This window comes from Peribacillus sp. FSL M8-0224, from assembly GCF_038003055.1.
GTDB classification, from domain to species: Bacteria; Bacillota; Bacilli; order Bacillales; family DSM-1321; genus Peribacillus; species Peribacillus frigoritolerans.
The window spans coordinates 3,613,216-3,632,338 of sequence record NZ_JBBOOJ010000001.1 but is presented as its reverse complement, the minus strand read 5'-3'; the positions used below and the strand labels follow the sequence as shown (position 1 = coordinate 3,632,338).

The following is a 19,123-nucleotide window of genomic DNA, read 5'->3' as shown; positions in this document are numbered from 1 at the left end:
GAGGATGTACATGTTAACAAAGCAGGTTAAGCAGCTACTTCTTACCATCGTCGGTCAGGAGAATTACGATGACTCGAAAGTGGAATGTCTAGTCTATTCATATGATGCAACTCCTGGGTTTCAAGCGATGCCGGATGCTGTCATCAAACCGGGCAGCACAGCTGAAGTCGCAGCCATCGTCAAAGTTTGCAACGAATACAATGTTCCGATCGTTCCACGTGGGTCTGGGACGAATTTAAGCGGAGGCACATGCCCGACAGAGGGGGGGCTTGTCCTTTTATTCAATCGAATGAATTCATTACTTGAAATAGATGAGGAGAACTTAACGGCGACCGTACAGCCTGGGCTCATCACTTTGGACTTGATTTCAGCAGTTGAAGAGAAGGGATTGTTTTATCCGCCGGATCCAAGTTCGATGAAAATCTCCACGATTGGCGGCAATATTAATGAGAATTCTGGTGGACTGCGAGGCTTAAAGTATGGAGTCACCCGTGATTATGTCATCGGGCTTGAAGTGGTCCTTCCAAATGGGGACATCATTCGAACAGGGGGCAAGCTTGCCAAAGATGTAGCCGGTTATGATTTAACGAAACTTTTTGTCGGATCGGAAGGGACCTTGGGCATCGTTACGGAAGCGACCTTAAAGCTGATTCCAATGCCGGAAACGACTAAGACGATGCTTGCCTTATATCAAGATCTGGATGCTGCAGCCCAGTCAGTGGCCAAGATCATTTCAAATAAGATCATTCCTGTGACATTGGAATTTCTGGATCGGCCGACGTTGATCGTGGTTGAGGACTTTGCGAAAATCGGTTTACCTACCAATGTGGAAGCCGTCCTGCTGATTGAACAGGATGGACCGCCTGAAGTGGTGGAACGTGATATGAAAAGAATGGCCGATATCTGTCTAGAGGAAAAGGCGGTTTCCGTGGAAATTGCCGAAACTGAATCTGACGCTGTCGCCTTGAAAACGGCAAGACGAACAGCACTTTCCGCATTGGCACGCCTCAAGCCGACGACCATTTTGGAAGATGCCACCGTTCCTCGCTCGGAAATTGCCAAAATGGTTAGAGCGATTAATGAGATCGCTGACAAGCATAACGTCGACATTTGCACGTTCGGTCATGCTGGGGATGGGAACCTCCATCCGACATGCATTACCGACGCTCGTGATCATGAGGAAATGGAGAGGGTGGAGCTCGCTTTTGCCGACATTTTTGCCGCGGCTATCGACCTTGGCGGGACGATAACCGGTGAACATGGTGTAGGAGCGATGAAGGCCCCGTATCTTGAATGGAAGCTGAAGAAAGAAGGGATTGATGCCATGAGGGCGATTAAACAGGCCTTCGATCCCAATAACATCATGAATCCCGGCAAAGTATTTGCCAAGGAAACCAGGAAAAGGGTGGTGGTTTCTACATGACGACAGTTCAGGAAAGGGAAACCATTGCCATTCAATTCGCGGAAAAAATGAATGAAGATGAATTGTTGAATTGTATGCGCTGCGGCTTTTGCTTACCCCATTGCCCGACATACATAGAATCGGGGCTGAAGGAATCCCTTTCACCAAGGGGCCGGATTGCACTTATGAAGGCGGTGGCCGATGGCGTGATTGAGCCAGATAGGGATGTAGAACGGTCGTTGAGTCTTTGCCTCGGCTGCAGGGCTTGTGAACCTGTGTGCCCTTCAGGTGTGAAATACGGACATCTTCTTGAAGAAGCAAGGGATATCATCCATCAGAATAAAAAACACAGCTTCCCTGTAAAAACGATCCGCAAGGCCGTTTTTAGTGGACTATTCCCGCACCAGGAGCGAATGCAGACCATGACAAGTTTGCTTGGCTTCTATCAGAAATCAGGCCTTCAATACATGGCCCGTAAAACGGGAGTCCTCAACATGCTTCCGGATAATTTGGCAGCCATGGAAAAAGTGCTGCCGAAAGTCCCGAAAAAATCAGAAATGAAAAATCGGCCAACCGAACTGCCTTCTATCGGAACCCCCCTCAAAAAGGTGGCTTTCTTTTCCGGCTGCTTGATGGATACGATGTTTTTGGAAACGAACAAGGCCACACTAAAGCTTCTTCAGCTGGCCGGATGTGAAATCGTGATTCCGAAATCCCAGGCCTGTTGCGGGGCGCTGCATGGTCACAGTGGTGAAAAAGCAGGTGCAAAGCAACTGGCCAAGCGTAATATTGAAGCCTTTGAAACGGAGGAAGTTGATTATATCATTACGAATGCCGGCGGCTGCGGCGCTTTTCTCATAGATTATGATCATCTCCTCCAAGATGAACCGGAATGGCACGACCGTGCAATCTCATTTAAAAATAAGTTGAAAGATATCAGCCAGATCCTTGTTGATTTGCGTTTTCAGGAAAAAGTTCGCCTGAAACTGCCAGCTCAATCCGTAACTTTCCAGGATTCCTGTCACTTACGGAATGTGATGAACACCTCCTCGGCTCCGCGAATTCTCCTTCAATCAATAGAAGGAATCGATTTCAGGGAAATGAAGGATGCCGATCGCTGCTGCGGCTCAGCTGGGATATATAATATTGTTGAATCAGAGATGTCCATGAACATTCTCGACTCTAAAATGGAGCACACTAAATCGACACAGGCAGATATTGTTGTCACGGCAAACCCTGGCTGCCTGATGCAAATGCAATTAGGGATCGAGAGGGAAAACTTGGGGGAATGCACAAAAGCGGTGCATATTGCGGACCTGCTAATAAAGGCTGTGGCTTTATAATAGAAGAAAAAAGATCACAAGCAGTTTATGAAAAAATGAAATGGCAGGATTTGGTTAAACATTACATTTTTATAAAGGGGGAAACCCTTGTAAAGCTTGGATTTCAATTAAAAATGCGTTCTGTGCTGAGAACGAATTGTAAATGATATAACAAAAATGAAATATGGATTCCTCGTTTACTTAGGAACATGGCGGGTATTGTTTATATATAGCATCCACTAAACGAAACAACAAAACCTAAGGAGGAATGTAAAATGAATAAAACAGTGTATGGAGTATATGAATCAAATGCAGAAGTGATCCAAGCAATTAATGCACTAAAGGCAAAGGGCTTTGAAGGGGACGATATTACGGTCGTCGCAGATAAGGAAGAAACATTGGATTTCACGAACCATCAACGTGAAACGGATGTTCACACAATGACGAATGTTCCTAACGACGAATCGTTTATGGACAAGGTGGCACGTTTCTTCATGCCGGAAGATACGGCAGACCTTTCAACAAGATTGGCGAATGCAGGTCTTTCGAATAGTGATGCGGCTGAACATGTCTTTGATGTAGAAAATGGAAAAGTCCTGGTTCTGGTTGAAGAAGGTGAAGGCCATCTTGGAACGGCAAGAGATAAATTCACGACCGGAACAATGGACACTGCTGGTACAAGGCTTGATACCAACTCCACCAACCCACTATATAATGGCACGGAAAAAACCGATGCTTTAAATAAAGAAGATGTTTATGGAGTCAACGGACAAGGCCGTGAATTGCCAGAAGATGAAAGGACACTTACACTTCGGGAAGAACAGCTGAACATTGACAAAGAAAGAGTTCAGACAGGAGAAGTCGTCATTAATAAAGAAGTCAATGAACAGCATAAAACGATCAATGTCCCTGTTGAACACGAAGAAGTGACAGTTGAGCATAGATCAGTTTCAGGACGTGAAGCGAATCGGGAAACCGGAACCATTGAAGATGGGGAAACATTACGAATCCCGGTTGTTGAAGAAAAACTGGAAGTTTCGAAAAAACCGGTTGTCACCGATGAAATTGTCATCAAGAAACATGCTGTACAAGAAACGGAACAAGTTCAGGATACTCTTAAAAAGGAAGATATCCAGCTTGATAGTACAGATGAATCGATCGTGAATGAGAAAAAGGCAACTGAACGTAGAACCGACCGCTTCTAAGAGTGAAGGAAATGGCCTGCAGTTTTAAAAACTGCAGGTTTCTTTTTGGTTTTTAAAGGCTGATTAAAGGTTCGAGCTTAGGGAAGGCAAACCTTTTTGTTTAATTGGCACCCATCAGGGTATAAATACACATAAGAAGAAATATCGGAAAAAGGAGGAGGAAGATGCATGGGAAAAACATTATATGGTGTTTTTAATACGGAAAGAGAAATGATCCAGGCTATACAATCCCTCAAGGAAAAGGGGGTTCATGAAGGGGAAATAACGGTAATGGCTGATAAGAAAGAAGATTTGGATTTCGTTAATGAAAAGCATGATCCGGATGTCGAAGTCGTTACTAACTCTAACGAGGAATCCTTCATTGATAAAATGAAACACTTTTTCCTGAACGAGGGTTCTGAAGATTTAAGGAACCGTCTAGGTGAGTTAGGGCTTGCCGATAGTGAAGCAACCGCTTATATAAATGAAGTGGAGGCCGGAAAATTCCTCATTCTTTTAGATGAATCGGAAACCGTAACAGCACGAGAGAACATAACTTCCAATCGCATCGAGGATACGGACGCACCTGCAGAGAATCCGCTTAAAACAGGGGTGGTGAACAATCCGGACCCGAACCTTTTTCCGGAAACAACCGCGAATGCCTATCAAACAAGGGAAATGGAAGCACAGCCAGGAAGAAGCGAAGAGCTTCACGGAAATTCCGCCAATATCTATGAAAATGAAGAGCTGGATATGAAGCGAGCTCAAGAAAGGGAAATCTGGGGGAATTCCACAGAAAAATTCAAGAAGCAAAAACCAGGGATTCATGAAGGAACACGGGCAAGCGACCCGTTTGCAGACGATGCTGACAAAAACCTGGACGCTCAAGGATCACTGGATCGGACCGCGGGCCCGACAGCCAGCGGACAGCAAGAGGAAGGCTTACAAGATGAATACATTAAAAATCGAATCAATACCGACAATCTGTGATACGCAACAAGAACAGCCTGCATAAGGCTGTTTTTGTTTGTTTTTTCTGTATTCGTTATTGGATTGAATAAATGTGCGGCACTCCTGCCGAATTACTGGCTAGCCGAGCCACCGCAGCCGCTTTTTGATGTGGCTTGGCAGACAGTTGGCGGAAAGGGAGCGGATTCTGAAATCAACTGCAACATTTTTTTATAAAACTGCAGAGTTTGCTACAGGCTGTTATTTTTATAAAAACCCTTTAGGCTGAGGGTTCCCTTGTTCGTCTCCATAGACTATTTGCTTGTTTATTGATAAAGCTGCAAGGTATAATGACAAAGGAATTTTATTTTAAGTAGAGTAACAAGGAGGGGGAGAAACATGGAAAAAAACGTATATGGTGTTTTTGACTCTAATCCGGAACTACTTGCTGCAATTTCAAACTTAAAAGCAAAAGGCGTATCTGGCACCCAAATGACAGTGGCAGCTGATATAAAAAATTATGTGCAGCTTGGAAATGAACATACGGATATACTGATCATCGCCAATCAGGATAAGGAGGACACTCTTTTTTTTAAAATCTTCCATTACTTCACAGATGAAGGATCTGGAGATTTACGCAGCTTTTTCACGAAATACGGCTACTCTTTTGCTGAGACAAAAGCGATGCTTGAAGAAGTGAAAGCAAAAAAATTCATCTTGCTGCTTGATGAAGAAGTCTCCATCGAAGAACTGAAGGCTGGCAAAGCGAGATTAAAAAAATAACAGCCTTTGAAGGCTGTTATTTTTTTAATCCTGCTTCGAGGGCAGTGATCATTTCCTGTTTTTCCTGCTCAGATGAATTTTCCCAGATGACCTCGAATAAAACTCCCAATCCAGGAAGCATTTTTTCCTCGCCATTTTGTATGGCATCGACAATCGTGTCTTCCAGCTGCTCTTGCGTATTTCCAGATACATTTTGAATGATCGCATTACGTAAGTTTAAATTCATAATTATTCCTCCTCTAACACATAATGACTGACATTAATAGCATTTCACAAACTCGCATGCAATATGTATGTGAATTGCGTTATAATAGGAAAATCAGTGTGAAGTTAAAGGAGCGTTTACCCTTGAAATATATCGAATCCGTAAAAAACCCGCAAGTTAAGCAATGGAAAAAACTTTTGACGAAAAAAGAACGAGATAAAACAGGTAAATATTTAGTTGAGGGTTTTCACCTAGTTGAAGAAGCTTTAAAGGAAGAAATCGTCTTGGAAGTGATCATCAATGAAGAAACTGAAATGCCTGCCCATTTTAAGGTGGAAGGCACAGAACTCATTTATGTGAAAAATGATATTATGAAGGCGATTTGCGATACCGAAGCCCCGCAGGGAATTGCTGCGGTTTGTGAACAGAAATCAACGAGCATGGAGTCCATCAATCCGGAGAAATTATTGTTGATCGATGCCGTCCAAGATCCTGGGAATATTGGAACGATGATCAGGACAGCGGATGCAGCGGGAATCGATGCGGTCATCCTTGGGGAAGGGTGTGCTGACTTGTATAATCCCAAAGTGGTCCGTTCGACGCAAGGGAGCCTCTTCCATATGCCTGTCATTAAAGGGAACCTATCCGAAATCATCGATGGGCTGAAGCAAAGTGGCACACCGGTTTATGGCACGGCATTAGAAGGGGCATCGCCATTTGAAGAAGTGGAAAAGTCTTCCCGATTTGCCCTGCTGGTCGGTAATGAAGGCCAAGGAGTATCGAAGGAATTACTGGAGAAAACGACTAAAAACCTCTATATTCCCATCTACGGAAAAAGTGAATCTTTGAATGTGGGGATCGCTGCCGGGATTTTAATGTACCATTTACGAAAATCGATTTGAAACGGCCGAAGAATTATAATATAATAAAACAGAATTTTATAATGAAAACAACGATGACAAAGAGTAGTAGCTTTAAGTTAACCATATCCAGGGAGAAAATGCCTTGACTGAAAGCATTTTTATGGCACTGCTTAAGTGAATTCACCTTTCGAGTTGGCATTGGGAAGACAGAATGTCCGAAAAATGTTCCGGTGAAGAGCCGTTATTTTTAATGAAGTGAGTGCAGAAGTTTTTTTGTTTGTGCACTAATAAGGGTGGTACCGCGATACATAAACCTCGTCCCTTTAGGGATCGGGGTTTTTTTGTGTTCATTTTTACAAAAGGAAAATAAAGGAGGAAGACATGATGCAGGAACGTTTACTAGAACTGCAGGAAGAAGCGTTGCAAAAAGTTGCCGCCGCTTCCGAATTAAAAGAACTGAATGAAGTCCGTGTTGCTTATTTAGGGAAAAAAGGGCCAATCACTGAGGTATTGCGCGGCATGGGTAAATTATCTGCCGAAGAACGCCCGAAAATCGGGGCACTAGCCAATGAAGTACGTGAAGCGATCGCAACAAAGATCGAGGAGAAACAAAAAGCGCTTGAAACCGCGGCAGTCAATGCAAAGCTAGCAACTGAAACGATTGACGTCACACTTCCAGGACGTCCGGTAAACAAGGGGAATCTTCACCCATTAACACGAATCGTGGAGGAAATCGAAGACTTATTCATCGGGATGGGTTATACGGTTGCGGAAGGTCCTGAAGTCGAGAGCGACTACTACAACTTCGAGGCACTTAACTTGCCAAAAAGCCATCCGGCACGTGATATGCAGGACTCCTTCTACATCACGGATGAAATCCTGATGCGCACGCACACTTCACCTGTTCAAGCCAGAACGATGAAAAAACATAAAGGTCAAGGCCCTGTTAAAATCATTTGCCCAGGAAAAGTATATCGCCGGGATAACGATGATGCGACACACTCCCATCAATTCCAGCAAATTGAAGGCTTGGTCATCGATGAGAACATCAGCATGAGCGACCTGAAAGGAACGCTAGACGTATTTGCGAAAAAAGTATTCGGTCAAGACCGTGAAATCCGTCTTCGTCCGAGTTTCTTCCCATTTACTGAGCCTTCCGTCGAAGTGGATATTTCTTGTAAAATCTGCAGCGGTAAAGGCTGCAGCGTATGTAAAAAAACAGGCTGGATCGAAGTGCTTGGCGCTGGGATCGTTCATCCGAACGTCCTTGAGATGGCTGGCTTCGATTCCAAGAAATACTCTGGATTTGCATTTGGAATGGGCGTGGAACGGATTGCCATGTTGAAGTACGGTGTGGACGATATTCGTCATTTCTATACGAATGATGTTCGATTCTTAAAACAATTCAACCATCACGAAGCATAAATTTTTATTTTAAAAAGGAGGACCTACCATGTTTGTGTCATATAAATGGTTACAAGATTATGTTGACCTTTCAGGCATCAATGCGACGGAGCTAGCTGACAAAATCACGAAAAGCGGCATTGAGGTTGAAGGGGTGGAAAAGAAAAGTGAAGGGCTAAAAGGGGTCGTCATCGGGCATGTCTTAGAACGTGAACAGCATCCAAATGCGGATAAATTGAATAAATGCCAAGTTGATATCGGGGCAGAAAATCCCGTTCAGATCATCTGCGGGGCACCGAATGTCGATAAGGGCCAAAAAGTCGCAGTCGCTACAGTTGGCGCAGTCCTTCCAGGTAATTTCAAAATCAAGAAAGCGAAACTTCGCGGAGAAGAATCGCACGGAATGATTTGCTCGCTTCAAGAATTGGGCTTCGAATCCAAGCTTGTTTCCAAGGATTATGCTACAGGAATCTTCGTCTTCCCTAATGATGTGGAAGTAGGGAAAGATGCATTGGAGGAACTTGGTTTAAGTGATGAAGTGCTGGAACTTGGGCTGACTCCAAACCGCTCCGATGCTTTGAGTATGCTTGGTGTTGCATACGAAGTGGGAGCCATTCTAGGCCGGGAAGTGAAATGGCCGGTAGTCGAGAAAGAAGAGGCAGCTGAAAAAGCAACTGATTATATCAGTGTCAAAGTGGAAGCGAAAGAAGATAACCCGATATACATGGCTAAAATCATCAAGGATGTTAAGATCGGACCCTCACCGCTTTGGATGCAGACTAGGTTGATGTCTGCAGGTATCCGACCTCATAATAATGTGGTGGATATCACGAACTACATTTTACTTGAATACGGCCAACCGCTCCATGCCTTTGATTATGACCGCTTTGGTTCAAAGGAAATCGTCATCCGCAGAGCGAAGGATGCTGAAAAAATCGTAACATTGGATGAAGCGGAACGCACTTTGACACCTGACCATTTAGTGATCACGAATGGCAGTGAGCCTGTTGCGATTGCTGGTGTGATGGGCGGAGCGGATTCCGAAGTCAAAAATGATACGACGAACATCATTATTGAAAGTGCATATTTTGCAGGTACAGTGGTTCGCAAAGCTTCAAAGGACCATGGATTACGCAGTGAAGCCAGTGCCCGCTTTGAAAAAGGCGTCGACCCGGCACGTGTTCGTGAAGCAGGGGAACGTGCTGCACAATTGATTGCACAATATGCAGGCGGAACAGTCTTACAAGGAGCAGCAGAAGTTGACGAATTGTCAATGGAACCTGCGGTCATTAGCATCACGCTTGAAAAAATCAACACACTCCTTGGAACAAGCATGACCGTATCAGTTGTGGAGTCAATCTTCAAACGTCTGCAATTCGGCGTGGAACTTGACAATGAAACATTCACGATCACTGTCCCGACGCGCCGTGGTGATATTACGATTGAAGCCGATTTAGTCGAAGAGGCTGCACGTTTATATGGATATGATAACATCCCCGTTACACTGCCGATCGGTTCTGCTAACCCAGGACAATTGACAGACTATCAAATTAAACGGCGGAAGGCACGCCGTACACTTGAAGGCGCAGGCCTTTATCAAGCAGTGACCTATTCACTGACAAGCCAGGAAAAAGCGTCCCAATTCGCATTGGAAGCAAGAGAATCCATTCGATTGGCAATGCCAATAAGTGAAGAAAGAAGCCAGCTGCGTTTAAGCATCGTGCCTCAATTGCTGGAAGTCGTGAAATATAACAATGCCCGCCAAATTGATTCACTGGCACTGTATGAAATCGGTTCGGTATTCTTTAAGCGTGACGAACAAGAACTGCCTGAAGAAAAAGAACATGTTGCTGGAGCAATCACCGGCCTATGGGAGTCACATCTATGGCAGGGTGAAAAGAAACCAGTGGATTTCTTTGTAGCCAAAGGCGTGATCGAAGCATTATTCGACACACTTGGATTAGCTGATCAAATCAGTTACCGCCAAGCGGAAATCAACGACATGCATCCAGGACGGGCAGCGGAAGTACTATTGAATGGTGAAGTAATTGGCTTTATCGGTCAAGTGCACCCAACTGTCCAAAAAGACTTGGATATTAAAGAAACATACATTTTCGAACTTTCCTTAAAAGCATTGGCCGAAGCAGAAGTCGCGCCGATAGCATACCAAACGATTCCGCGCTATCCATCAACCACACGCGATATCGCGCTCGTTGTGGATCAAGCTACGAAAGCCGGGGACATTCAGGATATTATTGAAGAAGCCGGCGGCAAACTGCTGAAAGAAGTAAGCATCTTCGACTTATACGAAGGTGAAAGAATGGAGGAAGGCAAGAAATCCATTGCCTACTCACTGAAATACTACGACCCGGAACGTACACTGACGGACGAGGACATTACAAAAGCACATGATAAAGTGCTTGAAGCCGTTAAAGAAAAAGCCGGCGCAGAGCTAAGAGGATAAAACCAAAAAGACAGCTCCCTGAATCATGGGGAGCTGTCTTTTTTTATTTTACGAGTAAAAGGCGTGAATTCACGAGTAAAACGCACAGATTCACGAGTAAATAGAGCAAACTCACGAGTAAATGGAGCAAATTCACGAGTAAATAGTGAATTCACGAGTAAATGGCGTAAACTCACGAGTAAATGGCGTAAACTCACGAGTAAACCGCAAATTTACGAGTAAAAGTCGCAAACTCACGAGTAAACCGCACAAACTCACGAGTAAAACGCAAATTCACGAGTAAAAGGCGTGAATTCACGAGTAAACCGAGCGAACTCACGAGTAAATGGAGCAAATTCACGAGTAAATAGTGAATTCATGAGTAAATGGCGTAAACTCACGAGTAAATGGAGCAAATTCACGAGTAAATGGCGTAAACTCACGAGTAAACCGCACAAACTCACGAGAAAAAGGCGGCTGTTCAGGAAGATCAGCCGCTTTCTTCTATTTATGATATTTCTGTTGATAGAGTCGCTTCGCTTTTTCTGTGTTGGCAAAATGGGTTTTCGTGAATTCGTGTAATGAATCGATTCCTTTTTCGTGAATTAATCTTGCGGCCGCTTCATCGACTGCAAATCCGGCACCTTTAGGGATTTTGAATCCAGCTTTTTCACTCAGCAAGTCAAAGCGTTTGACGAATGCATATCGGGCCAGGATGGATGCGGCTGCCACTCCAAGGTGAATGCCTTCCGCTTTTGTGCATAGATAGGTGGCATTAGCTTGGAATAGTTCTTGGCCTTTTAGGTAATTGAAAAACACCTCTGGCTGAGCGAATTGATCAATAAGGACGGCTTCCGCTTGTTCTGGCTGGATTTTTTGCATGAGGTGCTTGATTGCTTGGTTATGGAGGAGTGCCTTCATTTTTCCTTGTGACATTCCCTTTGCCTGCAGCGCATTATATTTCGGGTTGTCGCATGTGAGCAGGCTGAAGGGCACTACATCCTTAATCTGTTTGGCAATGTCGATGATCTGTGGGTCTTTCAGATTTTTGGAATCCTGGACACCAAGCTCCTTTAATAGAGCGAGTTGCTCCTTCTTGGCATATACGGCTACGACGGTCATCGGGCCGAAATAGTCTCCTGTTCCGACCTCGTCTGAACCAATCACTGACATGGTTCCGATATTTGCAGGCGGCGAATATCGATGGACGTTGACCGATGCAGAGGATGCCGTTTTTTTCTTTGGAGCCGCAGCAGTGGTACCTTTTTGCCATTTTACCGCTTCTATTTCGGCATTCTTACCTTGAAAAAGGACCTTCCCGGATTTATAGGCCGTCACCGTACATAGCGGCGGTTTGGCGGAAAAGATGCTCCCCGGCGGCTGCTTGGCGGCCAAGGATGAAGAATAATGGGACTTCATCACCTTTATTTGTTCAGGACTGATAAGTAAAACAACATGGGACATAATGGGTTAGCTCCTAACTTCATTTTGTTTAATAGGTAATCTTCTTCCTAAATTCGATATCGTTTGACAAATTATTGAAATTTTTATGCAAGAAATGACGATGTACTCTCTTTCATGACGAAAAACTTCATGATATGATAGAATTAGGATTGTTTAGATTGGGGGCATCATTTTGTCAGACGATAAACGAAATAAAACAACAGTTGATATATACGGACAGCCATATACAATCGTCGGCACAGAAAGCGCAAGTCATATGCGCCTGGTCGCTTCGATGGTTGACGAAAAAATGAGAGAGATCAGGATGAAAAATCCATACTTGGATACAAGCAAGCTAGCGGTGCTAACGGCCGTGAATACCATCCATGAATATATTAAATTAAAAGATGAACTAGACCAGCTTCAACTGGAATTAAAGAGAGAGAAGGACTGAGTACATGCTTGATTTAGCAATTCTGGCCATTCTTTTAATCGGTTTATTAATCGGTTTAAAGCGTGGCTTCATTTTACAAACGGTTCATATGACTGGGTTCATTGTAGCCTTCATCGTCGCCTATGTATTTTACGGAGATCTTGCTCCCAATTTGAAATTATGGATTCCGTTCCCAACGATGGGTGATTCCTCGACCCTTAATATGTTTTTCGATACAGTCGGGCTTGATACGGCGTATTACAATGCAATTGCCTTTGCAATCATTTTCTTTGCTGCCAAGATTCTTTGGCAAATGATAGGATCCATGCTCAATTTCATTACCCATCTACCGATATTAAAGCAGCTGAATCGCTGGGGCGGAGGGATATTGGGTTTTCTCGAAGTCTATCTTATCATGTTTATTATATTATATATAGCTGCCATGCTGCCAATGGATTCCATCCAGAAACCATTAACTGGCTCATTTCTGGCAGAATCGATCGTGAAACATACGCCGTTCCTTTCCGAGCAAGTGAAGGAACTTTGGTTTCATGATGTAAAACAATCTTAATGTCAGTATAAGAGGGCCTGCCTCCCTTTCTCAAAGTCCTGGATTCCTATACTTTGAACACGGGGGAGGCCCCTTTTTATGTAGCGGCTTGTAGATTCCTTCTATTTGATTCGAAGGTTAAGAATCTGACTGCTTGTACTTTACCTCCAAGAAAGGTATCTTTAAGAAAGTGAACATGGGACACCCTATTAATTTTTTCGGCGGTGAATTAAATGACAATTAATAAAAAAGATATCATTAAACTATTAGAAAAAATTGCAATATATATGGAACTAAAAGGAGAGAACCCGTTTAAGGTTTCAGCTTTCCGAAAGGCAGCGGGCGCCTTGGAAACGGATGACCGGAGCCTGACGGAGATCGAAGATTTTACCGCTTTGAATGGAATCGGGAAAGGAACGGCATCCGTCATCGAAGAGTATATAAATGAAGGGAAATCGACTGTACTTGAAGAGCTTCAGGAGCAGGTGCCAAAAGGATTGATTCCGCTTCTGCAGCTTCAAGGTTTGGGCGGTAAGAAAATTGCCAAGCTTCATAAAGAGCTGCATGTCAAAGATGTGAATGATCTTAAAATCGCCTGTGAGGAAGGCAGGGTCGCGGCGCTTGCCGGTTTCGGCAAAAAAACGGAAGAGAAGATCCTGTCTGCAATTGCCGAGGCTGGTTCAAGGCCCGATCGGCTGCCCCTAGCCTTCATGAGGCCGATTGCGGCTGATATTGAAACGGCCCTTGCTAACATGGATTACATCATCCGTTCTTCCAGGGCGGGCAGCATCCGGCGTATGAGGGAAACGATCAAGGACCTCGATTTCATCATTTCGACAGATCATCCCGAAGAGGTTAAGAATCAACTGCTTGCAATAAAAGGGATAAAACAGGTGATTGCGGCCGGTGATACAAAAGTATCGGTCGTGCTTGATTATGAATATGACATTTCTGTCGATTTCCGAATCGTCAAGGATAAGGAATTCATCACGACACTTCATCATTTTACAGGTTCGAAGGATCACAATGTGCGGATGCGCCAGCTTGCTAAAGATCGCGGAGAGAAAATCAGCGAATATGGGGTGGAAGTGACTGAAACCGGTGATGTATTGACGTTTGAAACGGAAGAACAATTTTATAATCATTTTGGCCTTCCTTTCATTCCGCCAGAAATACGTGAAGACGGAACGGAAGTGGAGCATTATGATGCTAATGAACCTCTCATATCTTTAGAGGCCATTAAAGGTGATCTGCATATGCATACCACATGGAGTGATGGAGCTCATACGATTGAAGAAATGATTGAAGCATGCCGTGCAAAAGGGTATCGATATATGGCCATCACCGATCATTCGCAATATCTGAAAGTGGCGAACGGCTTGACCGCTGAACGTTTACGTGAACAAAAACGGATCATCCATGAACTTAATGAAAAATACACTGACTTTACCGTTCTTTCCGGGATAGAGATGGATATACTTCCTGATGGGACACTTGATTATGACGATGAGCTGCTTGCAGAGATGGATTTGGTGATCGCATCGATTCACTCAAGCTTTTCACAGCCACGGGAAACGATCATGGAGCGCTTAAAAACGGCTCTGAATAATCCGCATGTCGATATCATCGCCCATCCAACGGGAAGGATCATCGGCCGACGCACCGGATATGATGTGGATATAGAAATGCTGATCGAACTGGCCCGTGAAACGAATACGGCCTTGGAATTGAATGCGAATCCGAACCGGTTGGATTTGGCACCTCCGCATCTGCGCAAGGCTCAGGAAGCAGGCGTTCCGATCGTGATCAATACGGATGCCCATAGCATCGACATGCTTGAACATATGCCTGTGGGGGTCTCGTCAGCCAAAAAGGGCTGGATTAAAGAATCCACGGTTCTTAATGCAAGGGATACGGATGGCTTATTGGCGTTTTTAAAGAGAAATGATTAACTATTTGCCCATAAATAAGGAGGAGCTTTAACTCCATGCATAATAAAGCTTTAAAGACATTGGAATTTCATAAAATAAAAGAACAATTAATCTCACACGCATCCTCATCCATTGGAAAAGAAAAGGCAGAGCAATTGATGCCTTCCACGGATTTTGAAGAAGTGTCGAGATGGCAGGAAGAAACAGATGAGGCTGCCAAAATCGTAAGGTTGAAAGGTAACTTGCCATTGGGCGGAATTTTCGATATCCGTCCACATGCAAAAAGGGCACAGATTGGCGGTATGCTCTCACCGATGGAACTGATGGAACTTGCGAGTACGATTCGTGCCGGCAGGATCTTAAGCCGTTTCTTCGAAGAAATCGCAGAGCAGGAAATTGATGTTCCGCTTTTAGCCGAATATATCGATTCCCTTCATCCATTGATTGATTTGCAGCAGGAAATTACGTATGCAGTAAGCGAACATGGCGAAGTGATGGATTCGGCCAGCGACAAGCTTCGTACCCTAAGAAACCAAATTCGGACGAACGAAAGTCGTGTAAGGGAAAAACTGGAAAGTATGATCCGTTCTTCCAATGCATCAACCATGTTATCCGATGCCATCATCACCATCCGGAATGACCGATTCGTCATCCCGGTAAAACAGGAATACCGGAGTGTGTATGGCGGGATCATTCATGATCAATCATCATCAGGGCAGACGCTGTTCATTGAACCGCAAGCAATCGTTCAGCTGAATAATGTCCTGCAGGAAACCCGAGTGAAGGAAACGCAGGAAATAGAACGGATATTGGTCGAACTATCGGAAAAAGTCGGTGCGTTCACCCCTGAATTGCTTCATAATGTCAAAGTGCTGGCACAAATCGATTTCCTTGTCGCCAAGGCAAAATATGCAAAAGCGATAAAAGGGTCCAAGCCGATTCTGAATAATGAGGGGCGCGTAAAATTATTCAAAGCGAAACACCCGCTCATTCCGAATGATGTCGTCGTGGCCAATGATATTTTTCTTGGTGATGAATTTACGACAATCGTCATCACCGGTCCGAATACAGGTGGTAAGACGGTAACCCTGAAAACGATTGGCCTCTGTACGTTAATGGCCCAGTCCGGTCTGCAGATCCCTGCGCTGGATGGTTCCGAAACGGCTGTGTTTTCCTCTGTTTATGCCGATATTGGCGATGAACAGTCGATTGAACAAAGCTTAAGTACATTCTCTTCGCATATGGTCAATATTGTCGATATCCTTAAGCATGTCGATTATGACAGTCTTGTTTTATTCGATGAGCTTGGAGCGGGAACTGACCCACAGGAAGGTGCAGCTTTGGCCATTTCCATTTTGGATGAAGTGTATAAGCGCGGAGCGCGTGTGATTGCAACGACACATTACCCGGAATTAAAAGCGTATGGATATGATCGGGAAGGCGTCATTAATGCAAGCGTCGAATTTAATGTGGAAACCTTGAGTCCCACCTATAAACTTTTAATCGGTGTACCAGGGCGGAGTAATGCGTTTGAAATTTCCAAGCGCCTTGGTTTGGAAGAAAACGTGATCAGCAACGCCCGCAGCCATATTGGTGAGGATACGAATAAAGTTGAAAATATGATAGCGTCCCTTGAAGACAGCCGCAAGAAGGCTGAAGAAGAGGAACTGGAAGCCAAGAATCACCTGAAACAGGCGGAAATTCTTCATAAAGACCTTCAAAAGCAAATTGATGAGTACCATCAAGAACGGGATGCGATGGTTGAAAAGGCAGCAAAAGAGGCAGCGGCAATCGTTGAAAATGCACAAAGGGAAGCGGAAGCGATCATTGCCGACTTACGTAAACTGCGACTTGAAAAGCATGCCGATGTTAAAGAGCATGAACTGATCGATGCCAAAAAACGGCTTGAAGAAGCAGCGCCTAAAGTGAAAAAAACAACAAATAAAGCGGCGAAGCCGCTGGATAAAAGCTTGAAACCTGGAGATGAAGTAAAGGTCGTAAGCTTTGGTCAAAAAGGTCACTTGATTGAGAAGGTCTCAAATAATGAATGGCAGGTTCAGATCGGCATCATGAAAATGAAGGTGAAGGAGTCTGACCTGGAATTCATCAAGAGCACAAAAGTAAAAGAAACAAAGCCGCTTACCACGATCAAAGGCCGCGATTATCACGTTAGCGTCGAACTTGACCTTCGTGGAGAACGCTTTGAAAATGCCATATCAAGAGTGGAAAAATACGTTGATGATGCTCTTTTGGCCGGTTATTCGAGTGTCTCCATCATTCATGGTAAAGGGACGGGTGCTCTTCGGTCCGGGGTCCAGGAATACTTGAAAAATCACCGCTCTGTCAAAAGGATTCGCTTCGGCGAAGCCGGTGAAGGCGGAACAGGTGTTACGGTGGTGGAATTTAAATAAAGGAAAGCGGTCATTCCGGCAATTCAGCCAAGCCGGGTGGCTAGTTACCATTCGGGAGTTGGACCATGGAGAACATGTGGGAAAATGAATATGTATATATAGCTGCTCGTTATAGTGTCGTTATTCTGTGCATGATTGTTTTTTTAGCCATTTTTGAACTTGTCACAAAGTACAAGAACTGGGAGGAAATCAAACAGGGAAACCTTTCTGTCGCGTTGGCAACAGGTGGTAAAATTTTTGGGATCGCCTATGTATTCCAACAGTCCATTCTCCATCAGAATTCGCTTCTTACCATGATTGGCTGGGGCGTCTACGGTTTTGTCCTGCTGTTGATCGGTTATTTCATTTTTGAATTTATGACTCCTGGATTTAAAATAGATGAAGAAATACAAAAAGATAATCGGGCAGTTGGATTCCTATCGATGATCATATCAATCGCATTATCTTTTGTCATCGGAGCCGGAATTTCTTAATGCCCATCATGAGAGGGAGTAAGCTGTGGAGAAACTTGCAAAAGTCTTAATAGTTTGTTGCGGTATCTTTTTTCTGTTTGGAATCATTTATATGACATTGTTCAACTGAAGCGGCCATTGTGCCGCTTCTTTTATTTGTTCTATTAAAAAAAATGGGGCGGCATGTATAATAATAATGGTCAAATAGACTTTTGGAGAGGAGGAGGAATATGGATCAGTCCAAATGGATACAGAAGATTGAAGAATTATCGCTGAATGCTTTACCCGCCATGCAAACGCAAATCTATGATGGATGGGTTATCCGATTTGCGGATGGATATACGAAACGGGCGAATTCCATCAGCCCCATCTATACATCGAATGAAAATGTGAAAAAGAAAATTTCGAATTGTGAACATTTATATTTTGCAAGGAATGATAAGGCCGTGTACAAAGTGACTCCACAGGCAAACCCTATCAACTTGGATCGTGTACTGGAAGAGTCTGGGTATGCCCTTGAAGGAACAACAAGTGTCCAGGTATTGAATTTGGCAGATACAGAGTCACCGAATGAAACCAATGTCATAAAGTATGATCATTTACATGATGAATGGTTTCACGATTTCTGCCTGCTAAGTAATATTGATGATCATGATCAAACCATCCTGAAAAAGATGTTAGGGAATATCATTCCAAAAACATGCTTTATGTTGTTGACTGATGAAGGCGGAACCGTGACAGCAAGTGGACTGGGTGTTTTGGAAGACGAATACATAGGCCTGTACAATATCATTACCCATGAAAACTTTCGAAACCAAGGCAATGGTGCAATTCTCATTCGTAATCTATTGCATTGGGGTAAAGAAAATGGAGCAAAAAATGCTTATCTTCAGGTGATAGAAACGAACGCACCTGCTTTAAGCTTGTACGGAAAATTGGGGTTTGAAGAAAAATATAAGTATTGGTATAGAATTAAAACCAAGAAGTAGAACGCCTCTTTTCAGTAGACGACAAAAGAGGATCGGAATGCCCTCACCCCGATCTGTGATCTTAAAGAAAATTTGAAAACCCTTTACTTGAGGGGGTGTGAAATTTGAGCGTTGATTTCCTCTCCAGGCACTCGCTTTCCGCGGGCGGTCGGGGAGCCTCCTCGGCTTGCGCCTGCGGGGTCTCCCCTAGACACGCTTTTCCCGCAGGAGTCTCGTACCTTCCGTTCCAATCAACTTTGTTTTATTTAGATAGAACCCTTTTGTTCAAAACTAGATAATAATTGTTTGCCGACAGTTTTTTTCTGGGTTTGTAAAATGGGAACGTTGATTTCCACTCCAGGCACTCGCTTTCCGCGGGCG

Annotated in this window: 17 protein-coding genes and 1 other annotated feature; of the genes, 15 read left to right on the top strand and 2 right to left on the bottom strand. The window is 44.1% G+C overall.

Annotated elements, in window-relative coordinates:
- Positions 1 to 10 precede the first annotated feature (10 nt).
- The 6 genes from glcD (at position 11) to MKX49_RS17410 (ending at position 5,639) form a co-directional block, all read left to right on the top strand.
- Positions 11 to 1,423 carry a glycolate oxidase subunit GlcD gene (gene glcD / locus MKX49_RS17435; protein ID WP_063594366.1) on the top strand — a complete coding sequence of 471 codons (1,413 nt, stop codon included), beginning with the start codon at positions 11 to 13 and terminating at the stop codon, positions 1,421 to 1,423.
- Complete coding sequence (locus MKX49_RS17430) at positions 1,420 to 2,745, top strand: (Fe-S)-binding protein (protein ID WP_340877165.1); 1,326 nt, start codon at positions 1,420 to 1,422, stop codon at positions 2,743 to 2,745. The genes glcD and MKX49_RS17430 overlap by 4 nt, the downstream gene beginning before the upstream one ends.
- A gap of 254 nt (positions 2,746 to 2,999) precedes the next feature.
- Complete coding sequence (locus tag MKX49_RS17425) at positions 3,000 to 3,929, top strand: YsnF/AvaK domain-containing protein (protein WP_053535893.1); 930 nt, start codon at positions 3,000 to 3,002, stop codon at positions 3,927 to 3,929.
- 168 nt (positions 3,930 to 4,097) lie between these two features.
- Entirely contained in the window at positions 4,098 to 4,898 is an 801-nt protein-coding gene (locus MKX49_RS17420) for a general stress protein (RefSeq protein ID WP_340877163.1), read from the top strand.
- 33 nt (positions 4,899 to 4,931) lie between these two features.
- Positions 4,932 to 5,093, top strand: coding sequence for a hypothetical protein (locus tag MKX49_RS17415; protein ID WP_340877162.1), 162 nt, complete (start codon positions 4,932 to 4,934; stop codon positions 5,091 to 5,093).
- Between the two features lie 162 nt (positions 5,094 to 5,255).
- Positions 5,256 to 5,639, top strand: coding sequence for a general stress protein (locus MKX49_RS17410; RefSeq protein WP_340877161.1), 384 nt, complete (start codon positions 5,256 to 5,258; stop codon positions 5,637 to 5,639).
- A gap of 16 nt (positions 5,640 to 5,655) precedes the next feature.
- On the opposite strand, the gene sspI is transcribed toward MKX49_RS17410, so the two are convergent.
- Complete coding sequence (gene sspI / locus MKX49_RS17405; RefSeq protein ID WP_289350576.1) at positions 5,656 to 5,865, bottom strand: small acid-soluble spore protein SspI; 210 nt, start codon at positions 5,863 to 5,865, stop codon at positions 5,656 to 5,658.
- 122 nt (positions 5,866 to 5,987) lie between these two features.
- On the opposite strand from sspI, the gene MKX49_RS17400 reads away from it, so the two are divergent.
- The 3 genes from MKX49_RS17400 to pheT all read left to right on the top strand — a co-directional run bounded on the left by MKX49_RS17400 (position 5,988) and on the right by pheT (position 10,575).
- On the top strand, positions 5,988 to 6,746 hold the full coding sequence (locus MKX49_RS17400; protein WP_063594361.1) for a TrmH family RNA methyltransferase: 759 nt from the start codon (positions 5,988 to 5,990) through the stop codon (positions 6,744 to 6,746).
- A gap of 44 nt (positions 6,747 to 6,790) precedes the next feature.
- Positions 6,791 to 7,033: a binding site (T-box leader), on the top strand.
- 58 nt (positions 7,034 to 7,091) lie between these two features.
- Positions 7,092 to 8,132, top strand: coding sequence for a phenylalanine--tRNA ligase subunit alpha (gene pheS / locus MKX49_RS17395; RefSeq protein WP_323596502.1), 1,041 nt, complete (start codon positions 7,092 to 7,094; stop codon positions 8,130 to 8,132).
- Positions 8,133 to 8,160: 28 nt separating this feature from the next.
- Positions 8,161 to 10,575: a phenylalanine--tRNA ligase subunit beta gene (gene pheT / locus MKX49_RS17390; RefSeq protein ID WP_340877159.1), complete on the top strand. Its 2,415-nt coding sequence runs from the start codon at positions 8,161 to 8,163 to the stop codon at positions 10,573 to 10,575.
- A 483-nt stretch (positions 10,576 to 11,058) separates the two neighbouring features.
- On the opposite strand, the gene rnhC is transcribed toward pheT, so the two are convergent.
- The gene (gene rnhC, locus MKX49_RS17385) at positions 11,059 to 12,018 is read right to left on the bottom strand and encodes a ribonuclease HIII (RefSeq protein ID WP_340877158.1); all 960 of its coding nucleotides are present in this window, start codon (positions 12,016 to 12,018) and stop codon (positions 11,059 to 11,061) included.
- A 172-nt stretch (positions 12,019 to 12,190) separates the two neighbouring features.
- On the opposite strand from rnhC, the gene zapA reads away from it, so the two are divergent.
- From zapA to MKX49_RS17355, 6 genes are all read left to right on the top strand, one after another.
- Positions 12,191 to 12,451: a cell division protein ZapA gene (zapA, locus tag MKX49_RS17380; RefSeq protein WP_048678967.1), complete on the top strand. Its 261-nt coding sequence runs from the start codon at positions 12,191 to 12,193 to the stop codon at positions 12,449 to 12,451.
- 4 nt (positions 12,452 to 12,455) lie between these two features.
- Positions 12,456 to 13,001 (top strand): CvpA family protein, encoded by a 546-nt coding sequence (locus tag MKX49_RS17375; protein WP_048678970.1) that lies wholly within the window; start codon positions 12,456 to 12,458, stop codon positions 12,999 to 13,001.
- Between the two features lie 212 nt (positions 13,002 to 13,213).
- Entirely contained in the window at positions 13,214 to 14,932 is a 1,719-nt protein-coding gene (polX, locus tag MKX49_RS17370; RefSeq protein ID WP_063590478.1) for a DNA polymerase/3'-5' exonuclease PolX, read from the top strand.
- A 35-nt stretch (positions 14,933 to 14,967) separates the two neighbouring features.
- Complete coding sequence (locus MKX49_RS17365) at positions 14,968 to 17,322, top strand: endonuclease MutS2 (RefSeq protein WP_340877156.1); 2,355 nt, start codon at positions 14,968 to 14,970, stop codon at positions 17,320 to 17,322.
- A 65-nt stretch (positions 17,323 to 17,387) separates the two neighbouring features.
- Positions 17,388 to 17,795, top strand: coding sequence for a DUF350 domain-containing protein (locus MKX49_RS17360; RefSeq protein WP_034309012.1), 408 nt, complete (start codon positions 17,388 to 17,390; stop codon positions 17,793 to 17,795).
- Between the two features lie 209 nt (positions 17,796 to 18,004).
- Positions 18,005 to 18,763, top strand: a complete 759-nt coding sequence (locus MKX49_RS17355; RefSeq protein WP_340877155.1) for a GNAT family N-acetyltransferase — start codon at positions 18,005 to 18,007, stop codon at positions 18,761 to 18,763.
- Positions 18,764 to 19,123 lie beyond the last annotated feature (360 nt).

Excerpts from the sequence above, each read along its gene's own strand:
- glcD (WP_063594366.1), top strand. The coding sequence starts at position 11 with ATGTTAACAAAGCAGGTTAAGCAGCTACTTCTTACCATCGTCGGTCAG.
- MKX49_RS17430 (WP_340877165.1), top strand. The coding sequence starts at position 1,420 with ATGACGACAGTTCAGGAAAGGGAAACCATTGCCATTCAATTCGCGGAA.
- MKX49_RS17425 (WP_053535893.1), top strand. The coding sequence starts at position 3,000 with ATGAATAAAACAGTGTATGGAGTATATGAATCAAATGCAGAAGTGATC.
- MKX49_RS17420 (WP_340877163.1), top strand. The coding sequence starts at position 4,098 with ATGGGAAAAACATTATATGGTGTTTTTAATACGGAAAGAGAAATGATC.
- MKX49_RS17410 (WP_340877161.1), top strand. The coding sequence starts at position 5,256 with ATGGAAAAAAACGTATATGGTGTTTTTGACTCTAATCCGGAACTACTT.
- sspI (WP_289350576.1), bottom strand. The coding sequence starts at position 5,865 with ATGAATTTAAACTTACGTAATGCGATCATTCAAAATGTATCTGGAAAT.
- pheS (WP_323596502.1), top strand. The coding sequence starts at position 7,092 with ATGCAGGAACGTTTACTAGAACTGCAGGAAGAAGCGTTGCAAAAAGTT.
- pheT (WP_340877159.1), top strand. The coding sequence starts at position 8,161 with ATGTTTGTGTCATATAAATGGTTACAAGATTATGTTGACCTTTCAGGC.
- rnhC (WP_340877158.1), bottom strand. The coding sequence starts at position 12,018 with ATGTCCCATGTTGTTTTACTTATCAGTCCTGAACAAATAAAGGTGATG.
- MKX49_RS17375 (WP_048678970.1), top strand. The coding sequence starts at position 12,456 with ATGCTTGATTTAGCAATTCTGGCCATTCTTTTAATCGGTTTATTAATC.
- polX (WP_063590478.1), top strand. The coding sequence starts at position 13,214 with ATGACAATTAATAAAAAAGATATCATTAAACTATTAGAAAAAATTGCA.
- MKX49_RS17365 (WP_340877156.1), top strand. The coding sequence starts at position 14,968 with ATGCATAATAAAGCTTTAAAGACATTGGAATTTCATAAAATAAAAGAA.
- MKX49_RS17360 (WP_034309012.1), top strand. The coding sequence starts at position 17,388 with ATGGAGAACATGTGGGAAAATGAATATGTATATATAGCTGCTCGTTAT.
- MKX49_RS17355 (WP_340877155.1), top strand. The coding sequence starts at position 18,005 with ATGGATCAGTCCAAATGGATACAGAAGATTGAAGAATTATCGCTGAAT.